Below are 23790 nucleotides of genomic sequence, written 5' to 3' on the forward strand. Positions count from 1 at the left end.
TGCCAGGGATCAGACTGGACCCTGGATGGCCGGGCTGACCAGCGGCAGGCCGAGTTTCAGGCGGAAGAACTCATACACAAGAGCTGATGAGTATGCCGCCTGCCGTTTGCCTGCGGAACGACGATGTCCACCCGTCGTCTGTTCGCAGTACCAGACCTCGTGACCCGCCTCTTCGAGTCGCGCGACCATCTTTCGAGCATGCCCAGGGTGAACCCGGTCGTCGCGAGTGGACGTCGTGATGAGAACCGGCGGGTACGGCCGGCCGCACTCGACGTGGTGATACGGCGAGTACGCACCGAGGTATGCCCAGTCACGAGGGTTGTCCGGATCGCCGTATTCTGCGGTCCACGAGGCGCCGGCGTGGAGCTCGCTGAAGCGGGCCATGTCCAGCACCGGCATCCGACAGGCCAGCGCACCGAACAGTTCTGGGTATCGAGTGAGCATCACGCCGATCAGGAGGCCACCGTTGCTCCGTCCGACTGCACCGAGTTGGTCAGGTGTCGTGATACCTCGGTTCACGAGGTCACGCGCGATCGCCGCGAAGTCCTCGAAGGCGTGGACTCTGCCTTCGCGTCGGGCCTGGTCGTGCCAGCGTGGGCCGTACTCGTTACCGCCGCGAATGTTTGCAACGACGCTGATTCCTCCGCGTTCGAGCCAGCCGGCCCCCTTCTGCGCGTCGTAAGCAGGCAGAAGCGACTTACCGAATCCGCCGTATCCGGCCATGATGGTCGGTCCGGTCGCTCCCGCTCGCCGTGTCACGAAGTAGGGCACGTCGGTCCCGTCGGGTGACGTCGCGAAGTACTGCTCTGTCCCCATCCCGGAAGCATCGAAGAACGCGGGTGACTGTTTGACCAGTTCCGGTGGTCGATGCGGTGATGCCTCAAGCAGTGCCGGCGGCTGGGTGAACCCAGTTGTCTTGAGGAGGAATTCATCGTTGTCGAGTGGGTCAGTGCACGAAACTGAGGATGTCGTCATCGGGGTTCCCGACGGCAACCACTCGATCGACCAACCCGTTGGCGATGGAGCGCAGACCGCGATCAGGGATTGAACATCGCGCATGATCGTCAGCAAAAGGTGGCTCGCGGTCCACTCAGCGTCGATCAGTGATGTGTGCGCGTCCGGTGTGAAGAGAACCTCGAAAGCATCTCCCCCCGCGAGGAATCGGGAGAGACTCGATGCGAGAACTGCGCCGGCTGGATAGGTGTTCCCACCCGTTTCCCATGCGGAACGTGGGACCACGATGAGAGTATCCCGATGCCAGGCGGTCGCTGCATCAGCGGGAACGTCGAGCCGCACGGCATTGTCGCCGTCACAGAGTAGTCGGATCTCCTGCCGTGCAGTGTCCAGGACCCGGACGAAGTAGTGACGCTCGAATCCGGGCATCTTGTCGAATCCCGCGGTGACGGAGACGTCATCAGCATGGCCCTCGAAAACGGTGACCGCGTCGGTGATCGGAGTTCCCCGCTGCCACCGTTTCGCGGTTCGCGGGTATCCGGACCGCGTGAGGCTGCCTGCGCCGAAATCGGTGCCCACGTATATCGACGACTCGTCTATCCAGCACACTCGTGTCTTCGCTTCGGGAACGACAAAGCCATCGGAGACGAAGGTGCCGGCGGTGAGGTCGAACTCGCGGACGACGACTGCGTCGGAGCCGCCGCGTGACAGGTGCACGAGAGCCCGGGTTTGCGCTGGCCGGAGCATTGTCGCGCCACCCCACACCCAGTCCTCGTTCTCGGCTGCCGCCAGCACATCGAGATCGATCAACCGCTCCCACCGCGGGTCTTGCGTGCGGTACTCCGACAAGGTCGTTCTGCGCCATACGCCGCGCGGGTGCTGTGAATCGCGCCAGAGGTTGTAGTACCAGTTCCCGACGCGGGCGGGATGGGCGATTCGCGTGCGGTCCTGGCGGATGTCCAGTATTCGCTGGCTGAGGTGGGCGAAGGCGGTACTCCCGGCGAACTCCGCCCAGGTGGCTTCGGTCCGCGCGGTTGCCCACGCGATCGCTGTGCCGTCATCGACATCCTCGAGCCACAGGTGTGGATCGGCGCCACCGGAATTGGCCTGTTTCACTGAAACCTACGAGCGACGCGTCGGGGGAAGGAGCGGTTCGCCGCGCCGTCGGGCCAGATACCAGCGCCGGGCGTGATCGTAGCGATCCCTCCCGTGACGGACGATCGGGAACTGGGCAGCCCGATGTGACGCGTACCCCCAGGGTTCTTCTGGGTGATATCGCCAGGCGAGTGCGTAGGCAACATCGACGACGTCGTCGCCGAAACTGTTGTCGGCGTTCTCAAACCACATCATGCTGGTTCGTCCGGCGGCCGCGACTCGATGCAGCGCGGACCGACGCTTGCGTGAGTAGCGCTCGAGAGCATCGGACAGTGCAGGCCGACGGTGGAGCGAGGCAGCGAGCTCGCACGCATCCATCATCGCGAGTCCGGTGCCAGACCCCATCGTGAAATGCACGGTGTGCGCGGCGTCGCCGACCAACGCGATGTTGGCGTGGTGGAAGGTCTCGTTGCTGGTCTCGACATACTGTGCCCACTGGGCGGGCCGCCCGCGGTCACTGCTGATGAGCGAGTTTCCGCCGAGCGCCTTCCTGAACACCGACTCGAGTATGCGCACGCCATCCTCGTGGTTCGCGGAGTCGAGTCCGAGCCCGGTCCAGGTCTCGGGCGGACATTCGACGACGCATGTGCTGATCCCTGGTGCGGAGGGGTAGCCATAGAACCACATCCAGCCTGCGTCGGTTTGCTCCATCGCGATCACCATCTGCTTGAAGCGCTGTTCGGTACCGAGCCAGATGAACCGGTTGCGCCCAGTACGCGTTCTGGAGCCGAAGGATTCGGCGTGGGCGGTGCGAATCTGACTGCGTGACCCGTCGGCGGCAACGATGAGATCCGCCGCGCTGAAGCCGTCGTGGTCAGCAGCGGCGATCTCGTGCCGGATCTCGACTCCGAGTTCCTCCGCACGCTCGGTCAGGATCTCCAGGAGCGTCGAGCGGTTGACGCTGTATCCAGACCCACCGAGATAGGCAGCCTGCTCCCCCCGGACAACCTTGCGTCCTTGCCACACGAACGATGCTGCACGCAGTTTCTGCGCTGAAACCCGGTCATGCCGGTACATCACGTCCAGCAAGTCGTCCCAGTAGCCGACACCCCAGCCGTAGGTGGCGCCCCGCGGGTCGCGCTCGACGACCGCGATTTCGTGGCCGGCATCGCGGCGTTTCGCGCAGATCGCGAAGTACAGACCTGCTGGTCCGCCACCAGCACAGACGATCCTCATCACATCCCTCCCGCCACGTCAGATGAATCGTTCTAGGACCGACTCGACCTCGATGAGCGAAGGTCGATCGGCCGCTGTTGGCTCGAGGCAATCGTTGATCGTCGACGCCAGGTCGGACGGCAGTTCGACCCGGCACGATTTGGGAAGCCGGAGCCGTGTCGAGACCTGCTGGTACGCCTGCGGTGTCGAGTCCGGAAATGGCGTCGCTCGGGTGACTGCTTCGTACATCACGGCACCGATCCCCCAGATATCGGCAGCTGTGGTGAGTTCACCTCCGGCTGCCTGTTCGGGCGACAGGTAGGTGCGCGTACCGATCCCACGGTGGACGGTCCCAGGCTCTCGAGCGAGGCTCAGATCGATGAGCTTGACCTTGCCCGCCTCGCAGACGACGTTCGACGGCTTGAGGTCGAGATGTACGAGGCGCTTGTCGTGCAGGTAGCCGAGCGCGGAAGTCAGGTGGGTGCCCATGATGGCGAGCTCTTGAGCAGTGAGAGCGTGCCCGGATTCGTGGATGAGATGCTTGAGGGTCTGGCCGGTGAGCGTCTCCATGATGAGAGCCGGCTGCGGTTCATCGACGAATTCATAAGCTCGTACGAGATGGGGATGCGAGAACGAGAGCAAGTGGTCGGCCTCGGCTCGCAGCATCTTTCGGGCACGTTCGCTGTGGATCAGTTCCGGGCGTGGCATCTTGGCGATGCAGCTGCAGCGACGTTCCTGGCTGATGACCTCGTAGACATCGAAAGGTGTCGCGCGGCGCAGGTGGCGGCGAACGCGAAATCCCGGAATCAGTTGGCTGCCCGCATTCAGCGGTGCCGGCTCTGTGGCTGCGCGGGGATTCACCGTGCAGTCCTGACCAGATCGGCCTCGGCAGTTTCGTGCTGCTGAAGTTCCCAGAGTTGGGCGTAGAGGCCGGAAGATTCGAGCAGGCTGTCATGCGATCCCGAGTCGACTATCCGGCCTTCGTCGAGCACCAGAATGCGGTCGGCGGCGCGCGCGAGCATGAGGTTGTGAGAAATGACGATTGTGGTGCGCCCGGTGGCGAGCCTGCGGAGCGGGCCCATCACCCTGTGCAGTGATGCTGCGTCGAGAGCGGTCCCAGGTTCGTCGAGGACGATCACGGGCGAGTCCTGCAGGATGGTGCGCGCGATGGTCACTCGCTGGCGCTGTCCGCCAGAGAGCATTCGCCCGCTATGTCCGACACGGCTGTCATAGCCGTTGGGCATACAGCGGATGAAATCGTCGGCGTCTGCGGCGTCTGCGGCTCCGACGACGTCGCCGTGTTCCGCATCGGCCATCGCGTACCCGATGTTTTCGCCGACCGAGATGTCGAGCAGATACGCGTCCTGGAGGAGCAGCGCGACATTGCGGCGGATGTCAACGAGTTTCAGATCGCGCAGGTCGTGGCCGTCGAGGCGGACCGCGCCCGATTCAGGATCGCAGAACCGGCCGAGGAGGCGGGCCAGCGTGGACTTCCCGGCTCCGCTTGGTCCGACGAGCGCGACGATCTCACCGGGTTCGGCGGTAAAAGAAACGTCGTCGAGCGCGGGCCGGTCGGAGTCCGGATATCGGAAGGTCACGCGCTCCAATCGGATCTGCCCGTTTGCGCGCTGCAGTGAGCGGGCGTCTGGCTTCTCGACGATGGACGGCTCCTGGTCCAGCAGCTCGAGAACGCGTTCGGCCGCGGCTCCTGCGGTGAAAAGTGTCGTGGTCAGCTTGCCGAGCCCGCTCAACGGCGCGAACAGCTCCCGCAAGAAGGCGAGGAAGACGATCAGGCTACCGAGTGTCACCGTGCCATTGATAAGCATCCAGACGCCCACGCCGAACACGAGAACGCCGCCGAACAGCTCGACGACCTGAACCAGGAGTCGATAGATGCCGGAGTACTTGGCAGAGGCCAGCTGTGCCTCGAGCGCGCCCTGGCCGTGACTGTCGACGCGCTTCGCCTCGTACTCTTCTCGGCCACAGCATTGGACGAGCGTCATGTTGTACATCGCGTCCTCGGCGAGGGCGGCAACCGCGCCACTGCGGCGTCGCTGCTCGCGTGCGGCTTCCTGCCGAAGCCGTGCGAAGTGCCTGGTCAGAATCAGCATGACGGGCGCGGTGACGAGAGTGATCAGTGCCAGTTGCCATTGCACGACGAAGAGCGTGCCGGAGAAGAACACGATTCTGATCATCGCGGCGATGCCCTGCGTAGGTCCGGCGAGGACAAAGGTCTGGATCGCGGCGACGTCGCCGCTGAGCCGCAACTGCACGTCTCCTTGGCCGCGACGGGTGTAGAAGTCGGAAGACATGCGCTGTAGGTGCCGGAAGACGCTGGACCGGAGATTGAACAGGAAGTTCTCGCCGAGCCACGTCGACAGGTAGTCCTGTGCGAACTGGATCAGTGCACTGGCGAGAGTCAGAACCGCGAATCCCGCCACGATCGGACCCAGGGAGTCGAGGTCCCGAGGAACGAGAACATCGTCGACGAGCAGCTTCCAGCACCAGATCGCGGCGGCGCTGAGGAGCGGTCCGAGGATGAGCAGCGCAATGAGCACGCCGAACCAGCCGCGGTATCCGCTGGCGTACGGCCAGAATCGAGGGAAGATCTCACGGATGCGCAGTGCAGGCGCCGATGCGACGGGATCCTGTGGCCCGGGCTCGGTCGGGTGGTCCTGGCTATGGCTGCGCACGGTGTTCCTTTTGTGGACTCGAGTGGTTGTCGACAGGCGAGCGCCCCGCCATTGGACGGGCGGACCTCTCCAATGGCGGGGCGTCGTGGGGCTGGACCTACCAGCCGCACACCGCTGCGTCGCTGCTGGCGCTCGAGTCCGACGCAACATCGACGGTGGTTGCGGCAGCGGTAATGACGGTGAATGCCATGGGGGGTATTCCCTTTCGTTGAATTGTTGGTTGCCGGACGGCAACGAGCAGGGACCATAACAAGGTTAGGCTGGCCTCACAACTGGACATCTGGATCTCCGGTCACCGGCCCCTACCTGGACAAATGCCCATATGTGACCGGAACCACATTGGTTGACTTCGGGTACCCGAACACTTTTACTAAGGCGGTCCTCACACAGGACATCCTTAGCTAACTCGCATACTGGCCGGGTCCGACCGAAAGGTCTCGGACCGGCTTTCGTGTGCGAGGTCGATCCACCGTGCCTGGGCACGGTGACCCACGAATGGAGCACTCCGTGGCAAGTTTCACCAAGCGTCGTCTCGCCGGTGCCGGCACCATCGCCGGCCTGTCCGCGCTCGCCCTGATCGCGAACCCCGCCATGGGCTCGGCGGCCATCACCGGCGGTGCGACCGTGGCCGCGAACGCGGGCAAGGGCACCATCACCACCACGATCACCGGGCTGAACACCACGAAGGCGTTCGTCAAGTGCGAGGGCACCGTCTACCGCGGCGACGCCACCGTGCTGGACAAGACCACCAAGGTCGGCGAGAGCTACCTCATCGTGGGCGAGACGATGGTCGCGGGCCAGGTCCTGACCGGCGCCTCCGGCACCGGTACCTCCGCGGTCTTCCCCGCGGGCGAGTACCAGGTCCGCACCAAGTGCAAGGAAGAGGGCGACGTCGACTACCAGGACCCGATCGCCGCGGTGCGGGTCACGGTGACCTCGGGCAATCCGGCCGGTGGCAGCCTGGACTTCGGGCTCGAGAGCCTGATCGGCGGGTTCGGCAGCTAGCAGCGGATCGGCGGTGGTTGGCGTCCGGGGCAGCGCGCGCCAACCACCGACTCCCGTCCCGAGCCGCGGAGCTCCCAGCACGCTTCGCGGTGGAAAGCGCCGCGCGGAGACGACTTCTCGCCCGCCCCACCCGTCAGGATCGATCCCTGTGTACGACACCCCCCACATCGTCGGCGCCGCCGACCTGGACCCGTCCGAGCCCGATCTCCTGCCGCCCGAACCGGCCGCCGCCGGTGCCGTTCGGCCGAAGCCACGCGTGGAAGCCGTGACGTGGGGGCGTCAACATCTCCACGTGCCGACCTCGGTCGTCGCCGCCCGGCGATCGACGTGGCTTGCCACGGAGCCCGAACGCCCACACGCGCTGCACGATTCGTGGTGGATCATCGCGGCCGTCGCGCTCGTGGCGTCGTCGCTGATCGCGGTGGTCCTGTGGATCTCCGCGCACGTCGACGTCGACCCGACACTCCACACCGTTGCGCTGTTCGTGCACCTGGCGTCGCTGGTGCTCGGCTTCGGCGCCGTGTTGGTCGCCGACTACCTCGTGCTGGTGTGGCTGTCCGGCCGCTGCACCCTCGCCGAGGCGATCGGTGGGGCAAGTCGGCTCCACCTGCCCATCTGGGCGGGCCTCGTCGGCCTCGTCGCCAGCGGAGCGCTGCTCGAACCCGACCTCACGTCCGGCCTGACACGAATCAAGATGATCCTCGTCCTGATTCTGACGATCAACGGACTGCAGGCCCTCATCCTCAGCAGACGTATCTCCCAACATGTTCCGATTCCTCTCACCCCTCGGCTGATGGGCTGGGGTGCAGCGACCGCACTGATCTCCCAGATCTGCTGGTGGGGTGCGGTGTGGATCGGATTCTGGAACGCCGAGAACTAGTCGTCGACCTCCCCGGGGACCACAAAGGCGCTGCCGCCCAAGGAAACTGCGGCGGCCGCCGCGCACCCTGCGGGCACCCCGCAGGGTGCAGATCGACCGCCCTCCTCGACAGATCGCCACCACCCCCGAATGGGTCCATACTCGATGGGTGAGCGATGTGGCGCCCGAGGCGCGGCCGGAGCCGAGCGATCTCGAACCCGCCGTCGACGCGTCGGGCATGCTGGTCGGGAGTTTTCGCTTCCGGGTCGCCGACGACGCGTGGGAGTGGTCCGCCGCGGTCGCCCGGATGCACGGGTACGAACCGGGGTCCGTGGTCCCGACGACCGAGCTCCTGCTCTCGCACAAACATCCCGACGACAAATCGCACGTCGCGGCGATACTGGACAACGTGCGTGCCCACGGTGCACCGTTCAGCAGTCGTCACCGCATCATCGACACCGAGGGCGAGACCCATCGCGTGGTGGTCGTCGGCGACCGGCTGCTCGACGACGGCGGCAAGGTGATCGGCACGTTCGGGTTCTACATCGACCTCACCGATGCCTTCGAATCCGAGGTTCAGGAATCGGTCGACGACGTCGTAGCCGAGATCGCGTCCTCCCGGTCCGCGATCGAGCAGGCGAAGGGGGCGCTGATGCTCGCCTACGGCATCTCGGCCGACCGCGCATTCGAGGTTCTGACCTGGCGCTCGCAGGAAACGAACGTCAAGGTCCGCGATGTCGCGCGAGCGCTCCTCCGCGACATCGCAACCAAGCTCGACACCCCGCAGGGGTTTCGGGAGGACTTCAACCACATCCTGCTCACCCCGACCGACCGGGCGGACCGGCGATCCGTCCGTTGACCGCCCGCGGGCGCGTTCCGGTCGGCGGTCGGGTGTGATGCCTCGCTAGCCGGCGTCCCGGAATCTCTCGACCGGTGCCGGGACCGTCATCAGTGCCCGGCCGCGACGGGTCTGACGAACAGCGTCGTCCGCTGACCCGAAACGACGGAACCGGTCCTCGAGCCCGGTGACGGTCAGCGTTCTGTCCACTGCCCGCCCGCCGGTGACCAGGACCAGCTCGACGCCGTCGTGGCCTGCGCGCCACTGGGCGTCCGCGAGCACCTCGGCACCCCTGATGCTGAGGAAGGTGACCTTCGACAGATCGACGACCAGGACACGAACCGCGGTGCCGATTCCGGCGTTGAGGTGCCGGCTGAACTCACCGAGCGCGGCCGCGTCGACGTCGCCCCGCATTCGGACAACGGTAGGAGGCGAACGTCTCTCGCGGGTGGCCCCGGGATGTGATGTCCGGTCGGATTCGTCGAGCTGGTGGCGCGTGGGCACGGCACCCTCCTCACCTTCGCGGTTCGCTTCTGGTAGGTGCAGTGATGGTGCGTCGGCGCAAGACGCTGTGATCTTGGGAGAGACACTGTGATCTCGGGAGCCACGACGACCTGCTGGACCTACCGCAGGCTGTGGGCTCAACCTCCTTCGTTCCTACCAGAAATCGACCCGTCGGGCCAGAGACATCCGAGTTCACCGGCTCGATCGCCGCGTGCGGATCGATGACGTTTGGGGGACCTCCGAGGGTGGGTAGTCTTCTGCGTGTCAGCGAACGGCGACGTCCCGCATCGGATGAAACGAGGCCGCATGTCCCAGGCATACGCCGACGAGCCCATTCCGGGGCGGTCGGGATCCTTGGTCGAACTCCGGGTCCCAGCCCAGGCCGAACAGCTCTTCATCGTCCGGTCTGTCGCTTCGGCGATGGCGACACACAACGACTTCGACCTCGACACGATCGCCGACCTGCGGCTCGCCGTCGACGAAGCGGCGACCAGGTTGATCCGTGCCGCGGCTCCGGAAGCGTCCCTGTCCTGTCGTTACCACGTCCGCGGGCGCCGGATCGAGTTCTCCGGGTCGGTGCGGATCGGCCCCGACGATGCGGTGGGAGTGTCCGAACACGGATTCGGCTGGCATGTACTCCGGACGCTGACCGACGAAGTCGCCGCACATCGGACTCCCGACCCCGATTCCGACACACACTCCATCCTGAGCATCGAGTTCACGCTGAAGTCAGGCGGATCGGAGGGGTGAGCCAGCGCTCGGACGAGTACACGGACGTGAACGCCCAGTTCCTCGCCCTGGCCGCCATGCCACCCCACGACCCGGCTCGCCTCGCCGTGCGCGAGGCGATCGTGGCTCGCTGCCTGCCGCTGGCGGAGCACATAGCTCGCCGGTTCGACGGGCGAGGTGAACCGCACGAAGACCTGGTGCAGGTGGCACGCCTCGGACTGGTCAACGCCGTGAACAGATTCGACGTGGCACAGGGATCCGAGTTCGTGTCCTTTGCCGTCCCCACGATCATGGGTGAGGTCCGTAGACATTTCAGGGACGTCGGCTGGTCGCTGCGAGTCCCCAGGCGCACCAAGGAAATTCACCTCGCGATCGGAAAGGCGACCGGCGTGCTGAGCCAACGGTTGGGACGAGCACCGACGCCGACCGAGCTCGCGGCCGAGCTCTCCGTGAGCCGCGCGGACATCGACGAGGCATTACTCGCCGGCAACGCCTATCAAACAGCGTCGGTCGACGCTCCCGGAACGGACCGTGCGGACGGCCAGACATTGGCGGACACCATCGGCGATCTCGACGCCGCGTTCGACGCAGTCGACGATCGAGAGTCACTGCGCCCCCTCCTCGCCGGCCTCCCGGAACGAGAACGCACGGTGCTCGTGTTGCGCTTCTTCGGCAACCTCACGCAAACACAGATCGCGGAGCAGGTGGGCATCTCCCAGATGCACGTCTCACGCATCCTGGCCAGAACCCTGGCCTCCCTGCGTGAGGCAATCGGAGGGTGAGCGTGGCGGCCAAGGCCGCCGCTAGTACCAGTTCTTGCGACCGCCGACCGCGCGACCGGTGGCCCCGAGCAGCGCCAGGATCAGGCCGACCACGAGGAGAACGATTCCGATCGTCCACAGAATCGAGATTCCTGTCAGGAAGCCGATGAGCAAGAGGATCAAACCAAGCACGATCATGGGTCGCACCCCATCTCAGACCTGCGATCGAGAACAGAAGGCGTTGTCGTTCAATTGAAGCACGCCGGCAATACGAACGACAGACTCGGCGACCCGAGAACTCTTGCGGTCCTTAGCGAATGCCATGACCATTGAAGGATGGATCGGGACGAGCAGACCTCGGCCTCCGAGCCGGGCGGCGACCGGGAGTCCCACATGGACGCGGACCATCCCGAGTCGGACGCCGATTGGAACAGGTACGCCCGCCACGAGACGGAAACCCAGCGCCTCGACCGCAACTGGGCGAGCATCCTCCAGGAGTTACGCGTGGTCCAGACCGGCGTACAACTGCTGACGGGCTTCCTCCTCTTCCTGCCTTTTCAGGTGCGATTCGCCGAACTGTCGACCTACGAGCGGTCCGTCTATCTGGTTACGGTGTTCCTGTCGATCTCGTCCACGATCCTGCTTCTCGCCCCGGTGGGAATGCACAGGGTCATGTTCCGTCAGCGCAAGCTGCGCACCCTCGTGTCGTCCGCTCATCGACTCGAGCTCAGCGGCCTCCTCCTGCTCGGCCTGGCACTGACCGGCGTCGTGATGCTGATCGCCGGCACGGTGATCGGTCCTCACGTGGGCGCTGTCGCGGGGGCCGTCACCGTGCTTGCCTTCTCCTACTTCTGGATACTCCTGCCCTGGCTCCATCTCCGGGACTGATACGACTCTCCTCGGCCTTGCCGGCGGTCGATCATTCCGGTGGTTTCTCGGACTCCGTGTCCGGGTCGATCTTGTCGGCGCGCTTCAGGTCGTCCTCGACCTCACTCCGGGACGCCGCTGCCTCACTCCCGCGCGCCTGCGCCCGGCTCTCGAGTCGGGCCGCCTCCGCGGCCTTGGCATCGGCCTCCGCCTCGGCGACCCGAGCCTTGGCCGCGGTCTCCTCCGCGAGCGCCTCTTGTTCGCTGACCTTCATCGACCGCTCCGCAGCATCGTCGCGAATGGTCTCGGCCTCGACGCGGTGATGCTCCTTGCGTCTGTTCATCGACACCCAGGCGACCGCGGCCACCGCGAGAACGACGACGAGCGCAACGATGATCCACATGACGATGGTGTTGTCCATCTTCGGCTCCTTGGCGAAATTTCCGCCCTCTCCACCCTAACGCCGCCCGCGCCTATCGAGGCAGGCCAAGCCTGCGGCGGACCGTGGAGCGCCCGATCAGGCCGCGAGCGTCTCGTTCAGTTTGTGCAACCCGCGCACTCGGCGCCGCGAGGGCCGGGCGCCAGACGCGAACATGCCGTCGATGTGGGCCTTGATCTCCTCGGTACTCATGGAGCCGCCGGTTCCGGACGCGGTCGACGCCGATGTGTTCATTGCATTCATGCCGAGATTCATGCCGAGCTCTCCGTGGATCGTGACGGGGTGAATCCTGATGTGGATTCGTTCCCCTCAATGTTGAGCCGCGCGGCGGTCGGGGCGCCATCACCCCAGGGCGAAGAATGGCCCACCCTTGGGTGAATCATCTGCAGAAATCACACTTCTGGAATTCGCGGGCGACCGCGGGTGGTTTCTCCGATTCCTTCATGTTCCGGATGCAGTGGGCGTATCTGTTGATGGGAAGCCGGTGCACCGGAAGGGGAAATCGCAATGCCTCAGGAGAATCCCGCTCCCCGGATCGACAGACGGACATTTCTCACCGGCGCGGCGGCGGCAGGCGGCATCACCGTCATGTCCGGCCTGTTCGACGGCCGCGCCGACGCCGCGCAGGCGCCCCCCGGCCCACCGAAGGGCCGCTATCAGCAGCCCAATATCGTGTTCATCGTCGTCGATGAAATGCGGTTCCCGTCCGTGTTTCCGGCCGGCGTCACCTCACCCGGCCAATTTCTCGAACGGTTCATGCCGAACCTGTACGGCCTGTGGGCCACGGGCGTGAAATTCGCGCAGCATTTCACCGCGGGCGTCGCGTGCAGTCCCGGGCGCGCCGCATTCGCCACCGGGCTTTATCCGATGCAGACCTGGCTGCTGCAGACCCGCATGGGAGACCGGAACAGTCCGGTCCCCTCGCCCGCGCTCGGACGCGAGTTCCCGACCTACGGCAAGCTGCTCCGGCAGGCGGGCTACGAGACGCCGTACGTCGGAAAGTGGCACCTGTCCCCCTCACCCGACCAGGACACCGGGATCGGTGAGGGCTACCTCGAACCGTACGGCTTCCACGGCATGACCCTGCCGGACATCATCGGCATGAACGGCGAGGGCACCAGTGACGACGGCCTGATCGCCCGTCAGGCGGCGGGCTGGCTGGCGAACCGCAGGCCGGGCGACAAGCCGTTCTGCCTGACGGTCAGCTTCGTCAACCCGCACGACCAGCAGTTCTTCTGGGCAGGGACGGAGGCGCAGCGCTACACCGCGCTGTACCAGGACCACGAGCCGCCGCTCGAGCCTGCGCGGGCCTGGCCACCCGCGGCCGCTGAGCTGGCCGATCCACCGAGGCTGGGATTCCCGTCGATCCCGCCCAACTGGGAGCCCGCCGCCGCGCTGAGGTCGAAGCCGAGCACCCAGACGTTCGCGCGGGAGTTCCAGGCGCTGGTATGGGGCGGGGTGACCGACGATCACCTCAACTCCTCGGAGTTCGGCCTGCGCCCGTACGGCGCCGGAACCGACCCCACCCGCAATATCGCCTATGCGCCGTACACCTACTGGGAGCGCGCCCTCGACAGCTACACACGGATCCTGTCGATGGTCGACGCGCACATCGGCACCGTGCTGGAGGCGATGCCCGCCGACATCGCGAAGAACACCGTCTTCGTGATGACCTCCGACCACGGCGAGTACGCGGGCGCGCACGGACTCGTCGCGGGCAAGCTCGCGACCGCCTACGACGAGGCCTTCCACATCCCGCTGATCGTGGCCGACCCGACCGGACGCTTCACCGGCGACACGGACGCCGTGCGCACGCACCTGACGTCGAGCGTCGACGTGCTGCCGATGTTGGTCACCCTCGGATTCGGCGACCGCGGCTGGATGAGCGGGGATCTCGCGCTCACCTACGGGGAGCGGCTGGACCTGATGCCACTGCTCCGCAGCAACGCCGCCGGCGGCCGCCCGCACGTCCTGCTGGCCACCAACGAGCATCCGCCGCAGGGCACCAACTGGAACGACTCGCCCACGCACATCTACGTGATGCGCACGCCGGAGGCGAAGGTGGCGGTCTACTCCAAGTGGCTCGGCCCCACGGCCTACATAGACCCGTCCTCGTTCCAGTACGAGTTCTACGACTACGCCACCGAGCGCGGCCGGGCCGAACTCGACAACACCTTCGATCACGATCCCCGGGCCAGGGCGATGGCGGCACAGCTGATGACGCAGTTCGTGCCCGGTCAGCTGGCCGCCGCGTTGCCGCCGTCATATCAGCCGCAGAGCGCGGCCGCGCAGGCCCGGTACCTCACCTACGTCCAGGCGATCGACCGGTTCACCCCGGGCGAGATCGACAAGGAGGGACTCGCGAGGCTGACGCCGTTCGGAGAGGTCTTCTGACTCAGCCCTTGTCCAGGCAGGCTCGATAGCCACCGGCCTCGAAGTCGGCGCGCGCGCAGTAGGACGCGCGCGGGTAGTACTCCCCCATGGTCGCCGCGGGATCGGCGTTGGCCGCCTGGGACGCCTGCACCGAGTACGGATAGAAGGCCGGACTGGGCAGCATGTGCCGCATGAACAGCACCTTCCTCGGCACCGCTGTCGACCCCCAGGGCAGGACGGTCACCGTCGGGTCCGACGTCGCGGTCGCCGGCACGTCCTCGGGCGCCGCCACGACATAGGTGTAGTAGCCACCGGCGTCGACCCCGGTCTGGAAATCCGCCGCACACGCCACCACCGGATACGGCGACACCTGATCGTTCTGGCACATCGACCAGTACCGCACCTGCTGCCCCGGCTCGGTCACCGGCACGCCCGCACGGGTGTCCGGGAAGCTCGGCGCCCGCCCACGCACGACCACGATCCGGCCCGGCTGATAGGTCAATCCGGCACCGATGTACTTGTTGTCGCCGTTGGGGAACAGGCCGGAGGTGCTGGCCGGGTTCACGAACGTCGCCTCCGGCACGTTCCCCGGGAACGCACCCGATGCCGCGCCTGCGATGAGCCGATCGAACGCCTGCTCCATCGCCTGCCCAAGCGGTCCGCTGGTCGCGTCTGCGGGGTCGAAGGCAGCGGGGCAGGTCGAGATGGGGATGGTGGTCGCGCCATTGTCGAGGACCAGGGCCACCGCGGGAAGCGGCACCCCTCCGGGGAGCGAGGCCGCGTCGTCCGGGACGTACACCCGGATGATCAGGAAACCCATCGGCACCGTCTGGCTGCCTGCCCCGGAGGGTAGCGCCCGGATCTGGTTTAGCGCGTGGTTCGCCTCGCCGGGCACCACGGTGGCGTGCCACCGTCTCGCCAAGGCCGGCAGTCCGGTCAACGAGGGATCCGCGAACGGGTTCCCGCTGCCTGCATCCGGAACGATCATGTCGTCGCGGAGGGTGTCGACCGTGTTCAGGTCCGTGCCGTAGGTGTTGAGCGAGAAGTACCGCGCCGCGGGATAGTCGCCGCTCAGCTCGATCCGGTCATCTCCGCCCAAGGCATACGGCAGCACCCAGTAGGTGGCGTTCGAGTCCGGGAACGCGACATTGAGGACCGTGTCGTTGGACATGAACCGCCACGCGCACCCGATCGCCGGGCCCGCGGGCGGGGCGGCGCCCGCCGCCGTGGGCACCCCGAGCGCCGCGCTCACCACCATGCAGACCAGCGCAAGGAGAACACGCACCGAGTACCTCGACTGTGGCACCGCCTCGGCCATACCCGACTCCGTTCGTCCAGGTGCTCACGCTACGCGCGTGGTCAGCGCAGCGTGGCGTTGTAGACGGCGAGGTGCGACCGAACCAGTTCCAGCCCGGCGGGGTCGTCGAGCGGAATGGGATCACGGACGACGGTCATCAGGTCTGCCAGCGCGACGGGCGGGTCCGCGTCCGCGCGAATGGTCATGACCACCGAGAACCGGTCCTCGTCGTTGCGGGCCCTGTATTTGATGCCTCGCACCTCGGAGCCGTTCACCACCGCCGCCGCCCACTGCTGGGTCAGGGGATAGTCGACGGGGTCGCACTTCGTGAGCCAGAGGTCCTGACCGATGGCGGCCAGGTGGCGGCCGTGCAGGAGCGCGACCGGGAACTCGGTGGTCACCTGCACCTGCGACAGCACCCGGCCCTCGAGCTTGCGCCTGCGCAGGATCCTGGGCACGTTGTCGTCGAGCGGGAGTGAGCGGCAGTAGGTCTCGGCGATGCACACCGAGATGTCGTCGCCGAAATAGCTGTAGTGGAACGAGCCGTCCGGGGAGTCGAACCTGCCGCCGTGGACGGGATGGGCCGGGGCCTGGTTCAGGGACAGGACATGCCGATCGGGGGCGCCGGAATGAATGCGCCACAGCTTCGTTCCGGCAGGGATCGACGCCACCTCTGCGGTCACCGCGGGTGGGGGTACCCGGTTAGGCAATGTCGTCCTCGACCTCGGCCCGGACCAGGGCGGCAACCTGCTCGAGGTCGCCGGCTTCGAGCAGGTCCACCGGAGAGGGGCGGCCCGCGGCGGCCGGGTTGGGTGAGAGCCACCAGGACGCCACGCCCCATGGGTCGTCCTCGGCGCCGAGCGCCACATTGCTCCGGCGGACCAGTTCGGTCGCGTCCTCGGGCAGCGAGAACTGGAACTCCGGATAGCGGTATCGCCTGCCCTGCTTGAGGCCGATGATCTGTCCGGCCCGCTTGCGCAGCGCATCGCTCGGGTTGGCCCAGGTCTTGCGATACTTGACGGCGACCTCGCCCGCGGAGAGGTGCGGGAACGACAGGATGTACTCGACGGCGTCGCGCATCACCGTCTTCTCGTCGAGGACGTTGCCCGGATCGATGAGGTCGAGGATCGGATCGTCGCCGTCGACCTGGCCGGCCAGCAGCAGGTGGGAGACCCGACCCGCGACCAGGCTCAGGGTGGGACGGCTGGCCAGTTCGGATCGGATGAGCTCGATGAGGTCGTGGTCGCTGACGGCACCGCCGACGGCGGTCAACCTGCGCGAGTGGTCGCGGTGGCGCTCGGGAACGCCGTGGGTGCGTGCCGCACTGTTCGACATGTCCGCCTCCAGGAAGCCAGCTGATTCTATCTAGATAGCTAGTATAGATCGTCCGGCGGCCGTCGGCGACCCGGGCGCGCGCGCACCTGTTGACAGCATCGCACCCCCGTTGCGGGCCCAACGAAGGTGCGATGTCGCCAGAAGGTGTGCGGTGGGCGCGACCCTAGGCGGACGGCACCTTGTCGAGGAAGCCGAGCACGTGGATCAGCCGGCCGGTCGCATCGCGCTCGATCACGTCGAACCCCTCGATCAGGTCCTCCGCGCCCGCGGGCCCGAGCTGCCAGCCGAACCTCGCCTGGTCGTGGTGACCGTCGACCGGCCCGGTGAGGCGGAAGCTCATCCCGGCGAACTGCTGCTGCACGGCACCGATGGTGGCGTCGATCTCGTCGAGCCCCGTGGCCGCGGCCATCGGGTCCACATACCGACCGCCGGGCGCCCACAACGCGTCGATCGCGGCGCGACGCCTATCCGCATCCGTCTCGTTCCACACCGCGATGTACTGGGCCGCAAGGTTTTCGAAGCTCATGTCGTCACTCCTGTCGGATGTCGCGGTGACCGTCTCGGCCGCCGTCTGGACACCACTCTGGCCGCCGCGGTGCGCCGCGTCGATTACCTCCGAGGTAATGGCGACGCCTCCCCCACGGCCATAGGGTTGCCGGATGACCACCCTCACCCAGGCCCCGCAACCGGTCGGCACGCTGCTGCGGCGTTGGCGCGAGCGACGCCGGCTGAGCCAACTGGACCTCGCATCCCGTGCCGACGTCTCGGCCCGCCACGTGAGCTTCCTCGAGACCGGCAGGTCCCAGCCGACCAGGGCGATGCTGCTCAAGCTCAGCGAACAGCTCGACATCCCTCTGCGGGAACGTAATTCGCTGTTGCTGGCAGGCGGCTACGCGCCCGCCTACCCCGAGCACCGACTCTCCGATGTGCCGATGGCCGCGGTCGCCGACGCGATCGCGGCGATCCTCGGGGCGCACCTTCCCGCCCCCGCGGTCGTCGTCGACCGGCACTGGAACATGGTCGACGGCAACGCGGCGGTCGCGATGTTCACCGAGGGGTGCGCGCTCCACCTGCTCGAACCGCCGGTCAACGTGCTGCGACTGAGCCTGCACCCGGAGGGCATGGCACCGCGGATCGTCAACCTCGGACAGTGGCGCAGCCACCTGCGCCACCGGCTCGACCACCAGATCGCCGCGACGGGGGACCCGTTCCTGGGCGCGTTGGCCGACGAACTGTCGACCTACCCCGGCGCCGACGCGCCCTCGGAGCACGACCCGGACGCCCTGGTGGTGCCGCTCCGATTCGCCACCCCCGCCGGCGAACTCGCCTTCCTCAGCACCACCACGGTGTTCGGCACGCCGATGGACGTCACGGTCGCCGAGCTGGCGATCGAGACCTTCTACCCCGCCGACGCGCCGACCGCCGCGGCGCTCGCCGCGGCGCTCGCCGACGGCGTCAGATGACGCCCATCGCGAGCATCGCGTCCGCCACCTTGACGAAGCCGCCGATGTTCGCGCCGAGGACGTAGTCGCCCGGCTTGCCGTACTCCTCCGCGGTCGCGACACAGCGGCCGTGGATGTCCGACATGATCTTCGAGAGCCGCTCGTCGGTGTAGTCGAAATGCCAGGAGTCGCGGGAGGCGTTCTGCTGCATCTCCAGCGCGGAGGTCGCCACGCCGCCCGCGTTCGCGGCCTTGCCGGGTGCGAACGCGACGCCCGCGGAGCGCAGCACGCGCAGCGCCTCCGGGGTGGTCGGCATGTTGGCGCCCTCCGCTACCACGCGGACCCCGTTCTCGACCAGGGTCAGTGCGCCCTTTTCGTCGAGCTCGTTCTGGGTGGCGGACGGGATCGCGACGTCACAGGGCACGTCCCAGATCGAGCCGCCCGCAACATATGTCGCCGACGGAACCGTGTCGACGTAGTCGCAGATCCGGCCGCGCCGGACCTCCTTGATCTCCTTGAGCAGCTCCAGGTCGATGCCGGTCTCGTCCACGATGTAGCCGGCCGAATCCGAGCAGGCCACCACGGTGCCACCGAGCTGGTGCACCTTCTCGATCGCGTAGATCGCCACGTTGCCGGAGCCGGAGACCACGACCCGCTTGCCGTCCATGGCGGTGCCGGCCGTCTTGAGCATCTCGGCCACGAAGTAGGCGGCGCCGTAGCCGGTCGCCTCCTTGCGCACCTGTGAGCCACCCCAGGTCAGGCCCTTGCCGGTGAGCACGCCCGACTCATAGGAGTTCGTGAGCCGCTTGTACTGGCCGAACAGGTAGCCGATCTCGCGGCCGCCGACGCCGATGTCGCCCGCGGGCACGTCGGTGTACTCGCCGATGTGCCGGTGCAGCTCGGTCATGAAGGACTGGCAGAACCGCATGATCTCCGCGTCGGAGCGACCCTTGGGGTCGAAGTCGGAGCCGCCCTTGCCGCCACCGATCGGCAGTCCGGTGAGCGCGTTCTTGAAGATCTGCTCGAAGCCGAGGAACTTCACGATGCCGAGGTTGACGCTCGGGTGGAAGCGGAGGCCGCCCTTGTACGGGCCGAGCACGCTGTTGTACTGCACCCGGAACCCGCGGTTGACGTGCACGTTGCCGTTGTCGTCGGTCCACGGCACCCGGAAGATGATCTGGCGCTCGGGCTCGCAGAGCCGCTCGATCAGCGCGCCGTCGGCGTAGTTCGGGTGCCGCTCCAGGACCACCGTGAGCGATTCGAAAACCTCGGCGACGGCCTGGTGGAACTCCGGCTCACCAGCGTTGCGGCGGACAACTTCCTCGAAGTACTTGTCGACGCGCTCACGGACATGCCCACTCACAGCGGCCGTTCTCCTCTTGATCTACAGGGAATGGAAAGTAAAGACAATCACAAGACTTCCTCACCGTCGTACGCGGGTCTCCGTGATGATGCTCGCCGCGGTGACCGATCCCACACCTTCCGGTCGCCGCGACACGGGGTCCGGTGGACGTCCCTTACCAGGACGCGAGCTGGGCCTGGGACTACCGTGAGATCGTCATCCCGTACTGCGGAGGAGCGTCAATGAGCATCCAGACGGTGGAATCGCGCCGCCATCGCGTCGTGGTCATCGGTTCCGGTTTCGGCGGCCTGTTCAGCGCGCAGGCACTCAAACGCGCCGACGTCGACGTCACCCTCATCGCCCGCACCACCCACCACCTGTTCCAGCCGCTGCTGTATCAGGTTGCGACCGGCATCCTCTCGGTAGGCGACATCGCCCCCGCCACCCGCATGGTCCTGCGCAAGCAGAAGAACACCCAGGTGCTGCTCGGCGACGTCCTCGAGATCGACCTCGAGGCCAAGACCGTCACCTCGCGACTGCTCGAACGCGAAACGGTCACCGAGTTCGACAGCCTGATCGTGGCAGCGGGCGCCGGCCAGTCGTACTTCGGCAACGATCATTTCGCCGAGTTCGCGCCGGGTATGAAGACCATCGACGACGCCCTCGAACTGCGCGGCCGCATCCTCGGCGCCTTCGAACAGGCCGAGTTGTCCCAGGATCCGGAGGAGCGCGCCCGGTTGCTCACCTTCGTCGTGGTCGGGGCGGGCCCCACCGGCGTCGAGCTGGCCGGCCAGATCGCCGAGCTGGCCCATCGCACCCTCAACGGCGCCTTCCGCAGCATCGACTCCCGGGAGTCGCGGGTGATCCTGCTCGACGGCGCCCCCGCGGTGCTCCCCGTCTACGGCGGCAAGCTCAGCGAGAAGGCGGCCGCGCGCCTGGAGAAGCTGGGTATCGAGATCCAGCTCAACGCGATGGTCACCGACGTCGACGTGGACGGCCTGGTCGTCAAGGAGAAGGACGGCACCGAGCGCCGCATCGACTCGCAGTGCAAGGTGTGGTCCGCGGGGGTGCAGGCCAGCCCGCTCGGCAAGCAACTGGCGGCGCAGTCCGGAGCCGAGATCGACCGCGCCGGCCGCGTCCACGTCAATCCCGACCTGTCACTGCCCGGCTACCCCAACGTCTACGTCATCGGCGACATGATGTCGCTCGACAACCTGCCCGGACTGGCGCAGGTCGCAATGCAGGGCGGCAAGTACGCCGCCAAGCAGATCAAGGCCACCGTCGCGGGTGAGTCGCCCGAGGCGCGCCACCCCTTCAAGTACTTCGACAAGGGCTCGATGGCGACCATCTCCCGTTTCAGCGCCATCGCAAAGGTCGGCAAGCTGGAGATCAGCGGTTTCATCGGCTGGATCGCCTGGCTGGTGATCCATCTGATGTACCTGGTCGGGTTCCGCAGCAAGTTCTCCACGATCCTGTCCTGGACCGTCAGCTTCCTCGGCCGCGGCCGCGCGCAGATGGCGTCGACGGAACAGCAGGTGTTCGCGCGCAACGCGATGGAGCTCTTGCAGGACTACGAACGGGCCAAAGATGCCGGCCTGATCGGCGATCCGCTGGCGGTCTCGACCGGCGAGGAGCGGGAGAAGGCCGGCTAACCGTTGTGCGCGTGGGTGGCGCCGAGGTCGTGCAGCATCCGGTGCACGACCTCGTCGTCGAGCGAGTAACTCATCTTCTTGCCGTCCCGGCGCACCGCGACCCAGCCCTGATTGCGCAGCAGCCGCAGGGCGTGCGAGACGGCGGTGGTGCTCATGTCCAGCGCCGCCGCGAGATCCGAGACGTAGATTCCGGGGGCACGGTGCAGCCCGAGCAGGATCCGGAGCCTGGTCGGGTCGCCGAGCAGTTCGAACCGGCGCACCCACTCCGGTAGATCCGGCACCGCAGCTACGGCGGCGCGGGCCTGCGCGACCTGTTCCGGGTCGAATGCGGGCGAGGTACCGGTCATGGGTTCACCGTAGCCAACGCGCGGCCCAGTCGGGTCCCGAGACTGCCGCCCGCCGCCAGGGGCATCCGGACCCACGACCCGCCGGGGTACCGCTCGACCACCGCGGGCCGCTCGTCCGGGTACACCAGTTCGCTCAGGACCGCCATCGGCGCGTCCAGCACGTCGTGACCGACGGTCCCCGCCCCCAGCTCCAACCGGTGTCTGAGCAGCGGAATCCCGTCCAGGTCCGCGTGCAGCGCGCCCGACCACCGCCCGCCGACTTCGCCGGTGCGCCCGATCTGGGCCCGCTCGCGCACCGTCACCCGGGACGAGGACGTCAGCTCGAGCCGGGTGTGGGTCCGGTGGTCCGCGTCCGCCGCGACCACCATGGGCTCGGGGTCGAGCAGCAGCTCCGCGTCCGGCCCCACCTCGATGCTCCAGCGGGCGGTCGAGACCAGCTGGTCGGCGCCGGGCAGGGCGAGTGCGGCTGCGACGGTGCGCACCGTCAGGCTCGCGCCGGGTCCGACGCGCAGGGCGATCTCGAGGTGGTCGCCGCCGAGCGGCGTCGCGGCCGCGGAGATCAGGTGCACGGTGTCGTGCGCCGTGATCCGGGCGGCCAGTCCCCCACTCGCCTGGATCCGGGGTGTGCGGCCCCGCTCGGCGACGATGGTCAGCGCCGTGCGCACCCGGTCAGACCGCCGCCGCCAGCTGCTCGCGCACCCAGGCCAGCACGGGGGTCGCCGCCGGATCCGCGGTCAGCGAGATCAGCGCCGTCGGCCGGCCCTCGCGGACGCGGGCCGCGTCGGTCTCCATCACGGTCAGGTCCGCGCCGACCAGCGGGGCGAGATCGGTCTTGTTGACCACCAGCAGGTCCGAGAACGTGACGCCGGGTCCCCCCTTGCGCGGAACCTTGTCGCCGCCCGCCACGTCGACCACGAAGATCTGCACGTCGATCAGTCCCGAGGAGAAGGTCGCGGTGAGGTTGTCGCCGCCGGATTCGACCAGGATCAGGTCCAGCGGCGGGTTCGCCTCGATCAGGTCGTCGATCGCGTCGAGGTTCGCGGTGATGTCGTCGCGGATCGCGGTGTGCGGGCAGCCGCCCGTCTGCACCGCCGTGATCCGCTCGTCGGGCAGCACGGCGTGCCTGCGCAGGAAGTCCGCGTCCTCGGTGGTGTAGATGTCGTTGGTGAGCACGGCGAGCGACAGTTCGTCGCGCAGTTCCCTGCAGAGGGCGGCGACCAGCGCGGTCTTGCCGGATCCGACCGGGCCGCCGATGCCCACCCGCAGCGGCTCTCCCGCCGCGCGAACCCGCTTGGGCCGGTCGTGCGTGTGCCGATGCGGTTCTCCGTCGATCAGGTGTGGGGGCATGTCGGTCTCCTTCGGGTGATGAGGTTCTCGGGTGTTCGGGGTGCCGGGTGATTCACGAGGCGAACAGTGGACGTTCGCGCTCCACGTGCGCCTGCGCGACCACGTCCAGCATCGGGTCGGACAGGTCGGCGAGCCCGGCCGCGGCGAGATCCGCGGTCCGGTCGCACAGCTCGGAGAGTGCGAAGGTACAGGCCGCCACGTCCGCCGGATCGAGCGCGAGCAGGCGCTGCGCGGCGATCGCGGTCCCCGTCATCGTCGTGTAGACGAGCACCATCGCGGCCTCGGTGCCGCTCATCCCGCAGACCCGCGCGGCCTGGCCGGACGCCACCGCCAGGTGCGGGCGGGTACCGAGCGCCGACCAGTCGTGCTGGGGCCAGACGTGTTTGGACAGCCGCACCAGTCCCCGGCCCTGGGCCCGGGACGCGGCCCGCCCCGCCGGGGACGGGGTCCGTGCGTCGGTCTCCGCGTCGGCCTCGCCGGGCGCGAGCGCGCCCACGCACACCGCGGCGGCGATCGACCCCGCGACCAGCCCTCCGCTGCCGATCCGCCTGCGCAGGTACGCGTCGAGCGTCGGGAGGTCCCGCACCAGCCCGCACGCAATGGCCTCCTCGACTCCTCCGGAGTGCACATGCCCTCCCGTGGGGAGCCGGGAGTCGGCCAGCGCCAACAGGTTCGCCAGTCTCGTGGTCATCGCGC

At 67.4% G+C, this 23790-nt stretch carries 26 protein-coding genes; 9 read left to right on the forward strand and 17 right to left on the reverse strand.

From position 1 onward, the window contains the following. Nucleotides 1–9 precede the first annotated feature (9 nt). The 4 genes from ACFQS9_RS18515 to ACFQS9_RS18530 are packed head-to-tail and all read right to left on the reverse strand — an operon-like array spanning nucleotide 10 to nucleotide 5957. On the reverse strand, nucleotides 10–2070 hold the full coding sequence (locus ACFQS9_RS18515; protein ID WP_378407322.1) for a prolyl oligopeptidase family serine peptidase: 2061 nt from the start codon (nucleotides 2068–2070) through the stop codon (nucleotides 10–12). A 6-nt stretch (nucleotides 2071–2076) separates the two neighbouring features. Beyond that, on the reverse strand, nucleotides 2077–3285 hold the full coding sequence (locus tag ACFQS9_RS18520; RefSeq protein WP_378407324.1) for an FAD-dependent monooxygenase: 1209 nt from the start codon (nucleotides 3283–3285) through the stop codon (nucleotides 2077–2079). A gap of 18 nt (nucleotides 3286–3303) precedes the next feature. Then, nucleotides 3304–4125, reverse strand: coding sequence for a serine/threonine-protein kinase (locus ACFQS9_RS18525; protein ID WP_378407326.1), 822 nt, complete (start codon nucleotides 4123–4125; stop codon nucleotides 3304–3306). After that, the gene (locus ACFQS9_RS18530) at nucleotides 4122–5957 is read right to left on the reverse strand and encodes an ABC transporter ATP-binding protein (protein ID WP_378407328.1); all 1836 of its coding nucleotides are present in this window, start codon (nucleotides 5955–5957) and stop codon (nucleotides 4122–4124) included. Before ACFQS9_RS18530 ends, ACFQS9_RS18525 begins: the two co-directional genes overlap by 4 nt. A 507-nt stretch (nucleotides 5958–6464) precedes the next feature. On the opposite strand from ACFQS9_RS18530, the gene ACFQS9_RS18535 reads away from it, so the two are divergent. The 3 genes from ACFQS9_RS18535 to ACFQS9_RS18545 all read left to right on the forward strand — a co-directional run bounded on the left by ACFQS9_RS18535 (nucleotide 6465) and on the right by ACFQS9_RS18545 (nucleotide 8680). Further along, complete coding sequence (locus tag ACFQS9_RS18535; protein ID WP_378407329.1) at nucleotides 6465–6962, forward strand: hypothetical protein; 498 nt, start codon at nucleotides 6465–6467, stop codon at nucleotides 6960–6962. Between the two features lie 148 nt (nucleotides 6963–7110). Beyond that, nucleotides 7111–7842 carry a hypothetical protein gene (locus tag ACFQS9_RS18540; protein WP_378407331.1) on the forward strand — a complete coding sequence of 244 codons (732 nt, stop codon included), beginning with the start codon at nucleotides 7111–7113 and terminating at the stop codon, nucleotides 7840–7842. Between the two features lie 217 nt (nucleotides 7843–8059). Beyond that, nucleotides 8060–8680, forward strand: a complete 621-nt coding sequence (locus ACFQS9_RS18545) for a PAS and ANTAR domain-containing protein (RefSeq protein ID WP_378407515.1) — start codon at nucleotides 8060–8062, stop codon at nucleotides 8678–8680. Nucleotides 8681–8725: 45 nt separating this feature from the next. On the opposite strand, the gene ACFQS9_RS18550 is transcribed toward ACFQS9_RS18545, so the two are convergent. Next, a complete protein-coding gene (locus ACFQS9_RS18550; RefSeq protein ID WP_378407333.1) occupies nucleotides 8726–9163 on the reverse strand; it encodes an STAS domain-containing protein in 438 nt (145 codons plus the stop codon). 306 nt (nucleotides 9164–9469) lie between these two features. Between ACFQS9_RS18550 and ACFQS9_RS18555 the strand changes: the two genes are divergently transcribed. Together ACFQS9_RS18555 and ACFQS9_RS18560 are read left to right on the forward strand one after the other, a co-directional pair. After that, nucleotides 9470–9913 (forward strand): ATP-binding protein, encoded by a 444-nt coding sequence (locus ACFQS9_RS18555; RefSeq protein ID WP_378407335.1) that lies wholly within the window; start codon nucleotides 9470–9472, stop codon nucleotides 9911–9913. Beyond that, a complete protein-coding gene (locus ACFQS9_RS18560; protein WP_378407517.1) occupies nucleotides 9901–10674 on the forward strand; it encodes a SigB/SigF/SigG family RNA polymerase sigma factor in 774 nt (257 codons plus the stop codon). The genes ACFQS9_RS18555 and ACFQS9_RS18560 overlap by 13 nt, the downstream gene beginning before the upstream one ends. Nucleotides 10675–10695: 21 nt before the next feature. Here the strand turns inward: ACFQS9_RS18560 and ACFQS9_RS18565 are convergent, their stop codons facing one another. Then, a complete protein-coding gene (locus ACFQS9_RS18565; RefSeq protein ID WP_378407337.1) occupies nucleotides 10696–10851 on the reverse strand; it encodes a DUF6131 family protein in 156 nt (51 codons plus the stop codon). 195 nt (nucleotides 10852–11046) lie between these two features. Here ACFQS9_RS18565 and ACFQS9_RS18570 point away from each other — a divergent pair, with 195 nt between their 5' ends. Next, on the forward strand, nucleotides 11047–11541 hold the full coding sequence (locus ACFQS9_RS18570) for a DUF6328 family protein (RefSeq protein ID WP_378407519.1): 495 nt from the start codon (nucleotides 11047–11049) through the stop codon (nucleotides 11539–11541). Nucleotides 11542–11572: 31 nt separating this feature from the next. Here ACFQS9_RS18570 and ACFQS9_RS18575 read toward each other — a convergent pair whose 3' ends face one another. Together ACFQS9_RS18575 and ACFQS9_RS18580 are read right to left on the reverse strand one after the other, a co-directional pair. Further along, entirely contained in the window at nucleotides 11573–11941 is a 369-nt protein-coding gene (locus tag ACFQS9_RS18575; protein WP_378407339.1) for a hypothetical protein, read from the reverse strand. A 96-nt stretch (nucleotides 11942–12037) separates the two neighbouring features. Further along, nucleotides 12038–12202 carry a hypothetical protein gene (locus ACFQS9_RS18580; RefSeq protein WP_378407341.1) on the reverse strand — a complete coding sequence of 55 codons (165 nt, stop codon included), beginning with the start codon at nucleotides 12200–12202 and terminating at the stop codon, nucleotides 12038–12040. 264 nt (nucleotides 12203–12466) lie between these two features. Between ACFQS9_RS18580 and ACFQS9_RS18585 the strand changes: the two genes are divergently transcribed. Then, nucleotides 12467–14353: a sulfatase-like hydrolase/transferase gene (locus ACFQS9_RS18585; RefSeq protein ID WP_378407343.1), complete on the forward strand. Its 1887-nt coding sequence runs from the start codon at nucleotides 12467–12469 to the stop codon at nucleotides 14351–14353. A gap of 1 nt (nucleotide 14354) precedes the next feature. Here the strand turns inward: ACFQS9_RS18585 and ACFQS9_RS18590 are convergent, their stop codons facing one another. From ACFQS9_RS18590 to ACFQS9_RS18605, 4 genes are all read right to left on the reverse strand, one after another. After that, entirely contained in the window at nucleotides 14355–15590 is a 1236-nt protein-coding gene (locus ACFQS9_RS18590) for a hypothetical protein (RefSeq protein WP_378407521.1), read from the reverse strand. Nucleotides 15591–15691: 101 nt separating this feature from the next. Then, nucleotides 15692–16312, reverse strand: a complete 621-nt coding sequence (locus tag ACFQS9_RS18595; protein ID WP_378407345.1) for an RES family NAD+ phosphorylase — start codon at nucleotides 16310–16312, stop codon at nucleotides 15692–15694. A 19-nt stretch (nucleotides 16313–16331) separates the two neighbouring features. Then, nucleotides 16332–16964, reverse strand: a complete 633-nt coding sequence (locus ACFQS9_RS18600; protein ID WP_378407347.1) for a hypothetical protein — start codon at nucleotides 16962–16964, stop codon at nucleotides 16332–16334. A gap of 163 nt (nucleotides 16965–17127) precedes the next feature. After that, nucleotides 17128–17490, reverse strand: a complete 363-nt coding sequence (locus tag ACFQS9_RS18605; protein WP_378407349.1) for a nuclear transport factor 2 family protein — start codon at nucleotides 17488–17490, stop codon at nucleotides 17128–17130. Nucleotides 17491–17623: 133 nt separating this feature from the next. Between ACFQS9_RS18605 and ACFQS9_RS18610 the strand changes: the two genes are divergently transcribed. Next, nucleotides 17624–18427 carry a helix-turn-helix domain-containing protein gene (locus ACFQS9_RS18610; protein WP_378407351.1) on the forward strand — a complete coding sequence of 268 codons (804 nt, stop codon included), beginning with the start codon at nucleotides 17624–17626 and terminating at the stop codon, nucleotides 18425–18427. On the opposite strand, the gene gdhA is transcribed toward ACFQS9_RS18610, so the two are convergent. Beyond that, nucleotides 18420–19769, reverse strand: a complete 1350-nt coding sequence (gene gdhA, locus ACFQS9_RS18615; RefSeq protein WP_378407353.1) for an NADP-specific glutamate dehydrogenase — start codon at nucleotides 19767–19769, stop codon at nucleotides 18420–18422. The genes ACFQS9_RS18610 and gdhA overlap by 8 nt on opposite strands. A 221-nt stretch (nucleotides 19770–19990) precedes the next feature. On the opposite strand from gdhA, the gene ACFQS9_RS18620 reads away from it, so the two are divergent. Next, a complete protein-coding gene (locus tag ACFQS9_RS18620; protein ID WP_378407355.1) occupies nucleotides 19991–21400 on the forward strand; it encodes an NAD(P)/FAD-dependent oxidoreductase in 1410 nt (469 codons plus the stop codon). On the opposite strand, the gene ACFQS9_RS18625 is transcribed toward ACFQS9_RS18620, so the two are convergent. Genes ACFQS9_RS18625 through ACFQS9_RS18640 form a run of 4 tightly spaced genes read right to left on the reverse strand, consistent with a single transcriptional unit; the run spans nucleotide 21397 to nucleotide 23785 of the window. Then, nucleotides 21397–21747 carry an ArsR/SmtB family transcription factor gene (locus tag ACFQS9_RS18625; protein WP_378407357.1) on the reverse strand — a complete coding sequence of 117 codons (351 nt, stop codon included), beginning with the start codon at nucleotides 21745–21747 and terminating at the stop codon, nucleotides 21397–21399. The genes ACFQS9_RS18620 and ACFQS9_RS18625 overlap by 4 nt on opposite strands. Beyond that, nucleotides 21744–22412 carry an urease accessory protein UreD gene (locus ACFQS9_RS18630; protein WP_378407359.1) on the reverse strand — a complete coding sequence of 223 codons (669 nt, stop codon included), beginning with the start codon at nucleotides 22410–22412 and terminating at the stop codon, nucleotides 21744–21746. Before ACFQS9_RS18630 ends, ACFQS9_RS18625 begins: the two co-directional genes overlap by 4 nt. A gap of 4 nt (nucleotides 22413–22416) precedes the next feature. Then, nucleotides 22417–23094, reverse strand: a complete 678-nt coding sequence (gene ureG, locus ACFQS9_RS18635) for an urease accessory protein UreG (protein WP_378407360.1) — start codon at nucleotides 23092–23094, stop codon at nucleotides 22417–22419. 52 nt (nucleotides 23095–23146) lie between these two features. After that, nucleotides 23147–23785: an urease accessory protein UreF gene (locus ACFQS9_RS18640; protein WP_378407362.1), complete on the reverse strand. Its 639-nt coding sequence runs from the start codon at nucleotides 23783–23785 to the stop codon at nucleotides 23147–23149. Nucleotides 23786–23790: the final 5 nt, after the last annotated feature.

This window comes from Rhodococcus daqingensis (genome assembly GCF_042665615.1).
In the GTDB taxonomy this organism is placed as follows: Bacteria; Actinomycetota; Actinomycetes; order Mycobacteriales; family Mycobacteriaceae; genus Rhodococcus_G; species Rhodococcus_G daqingensis.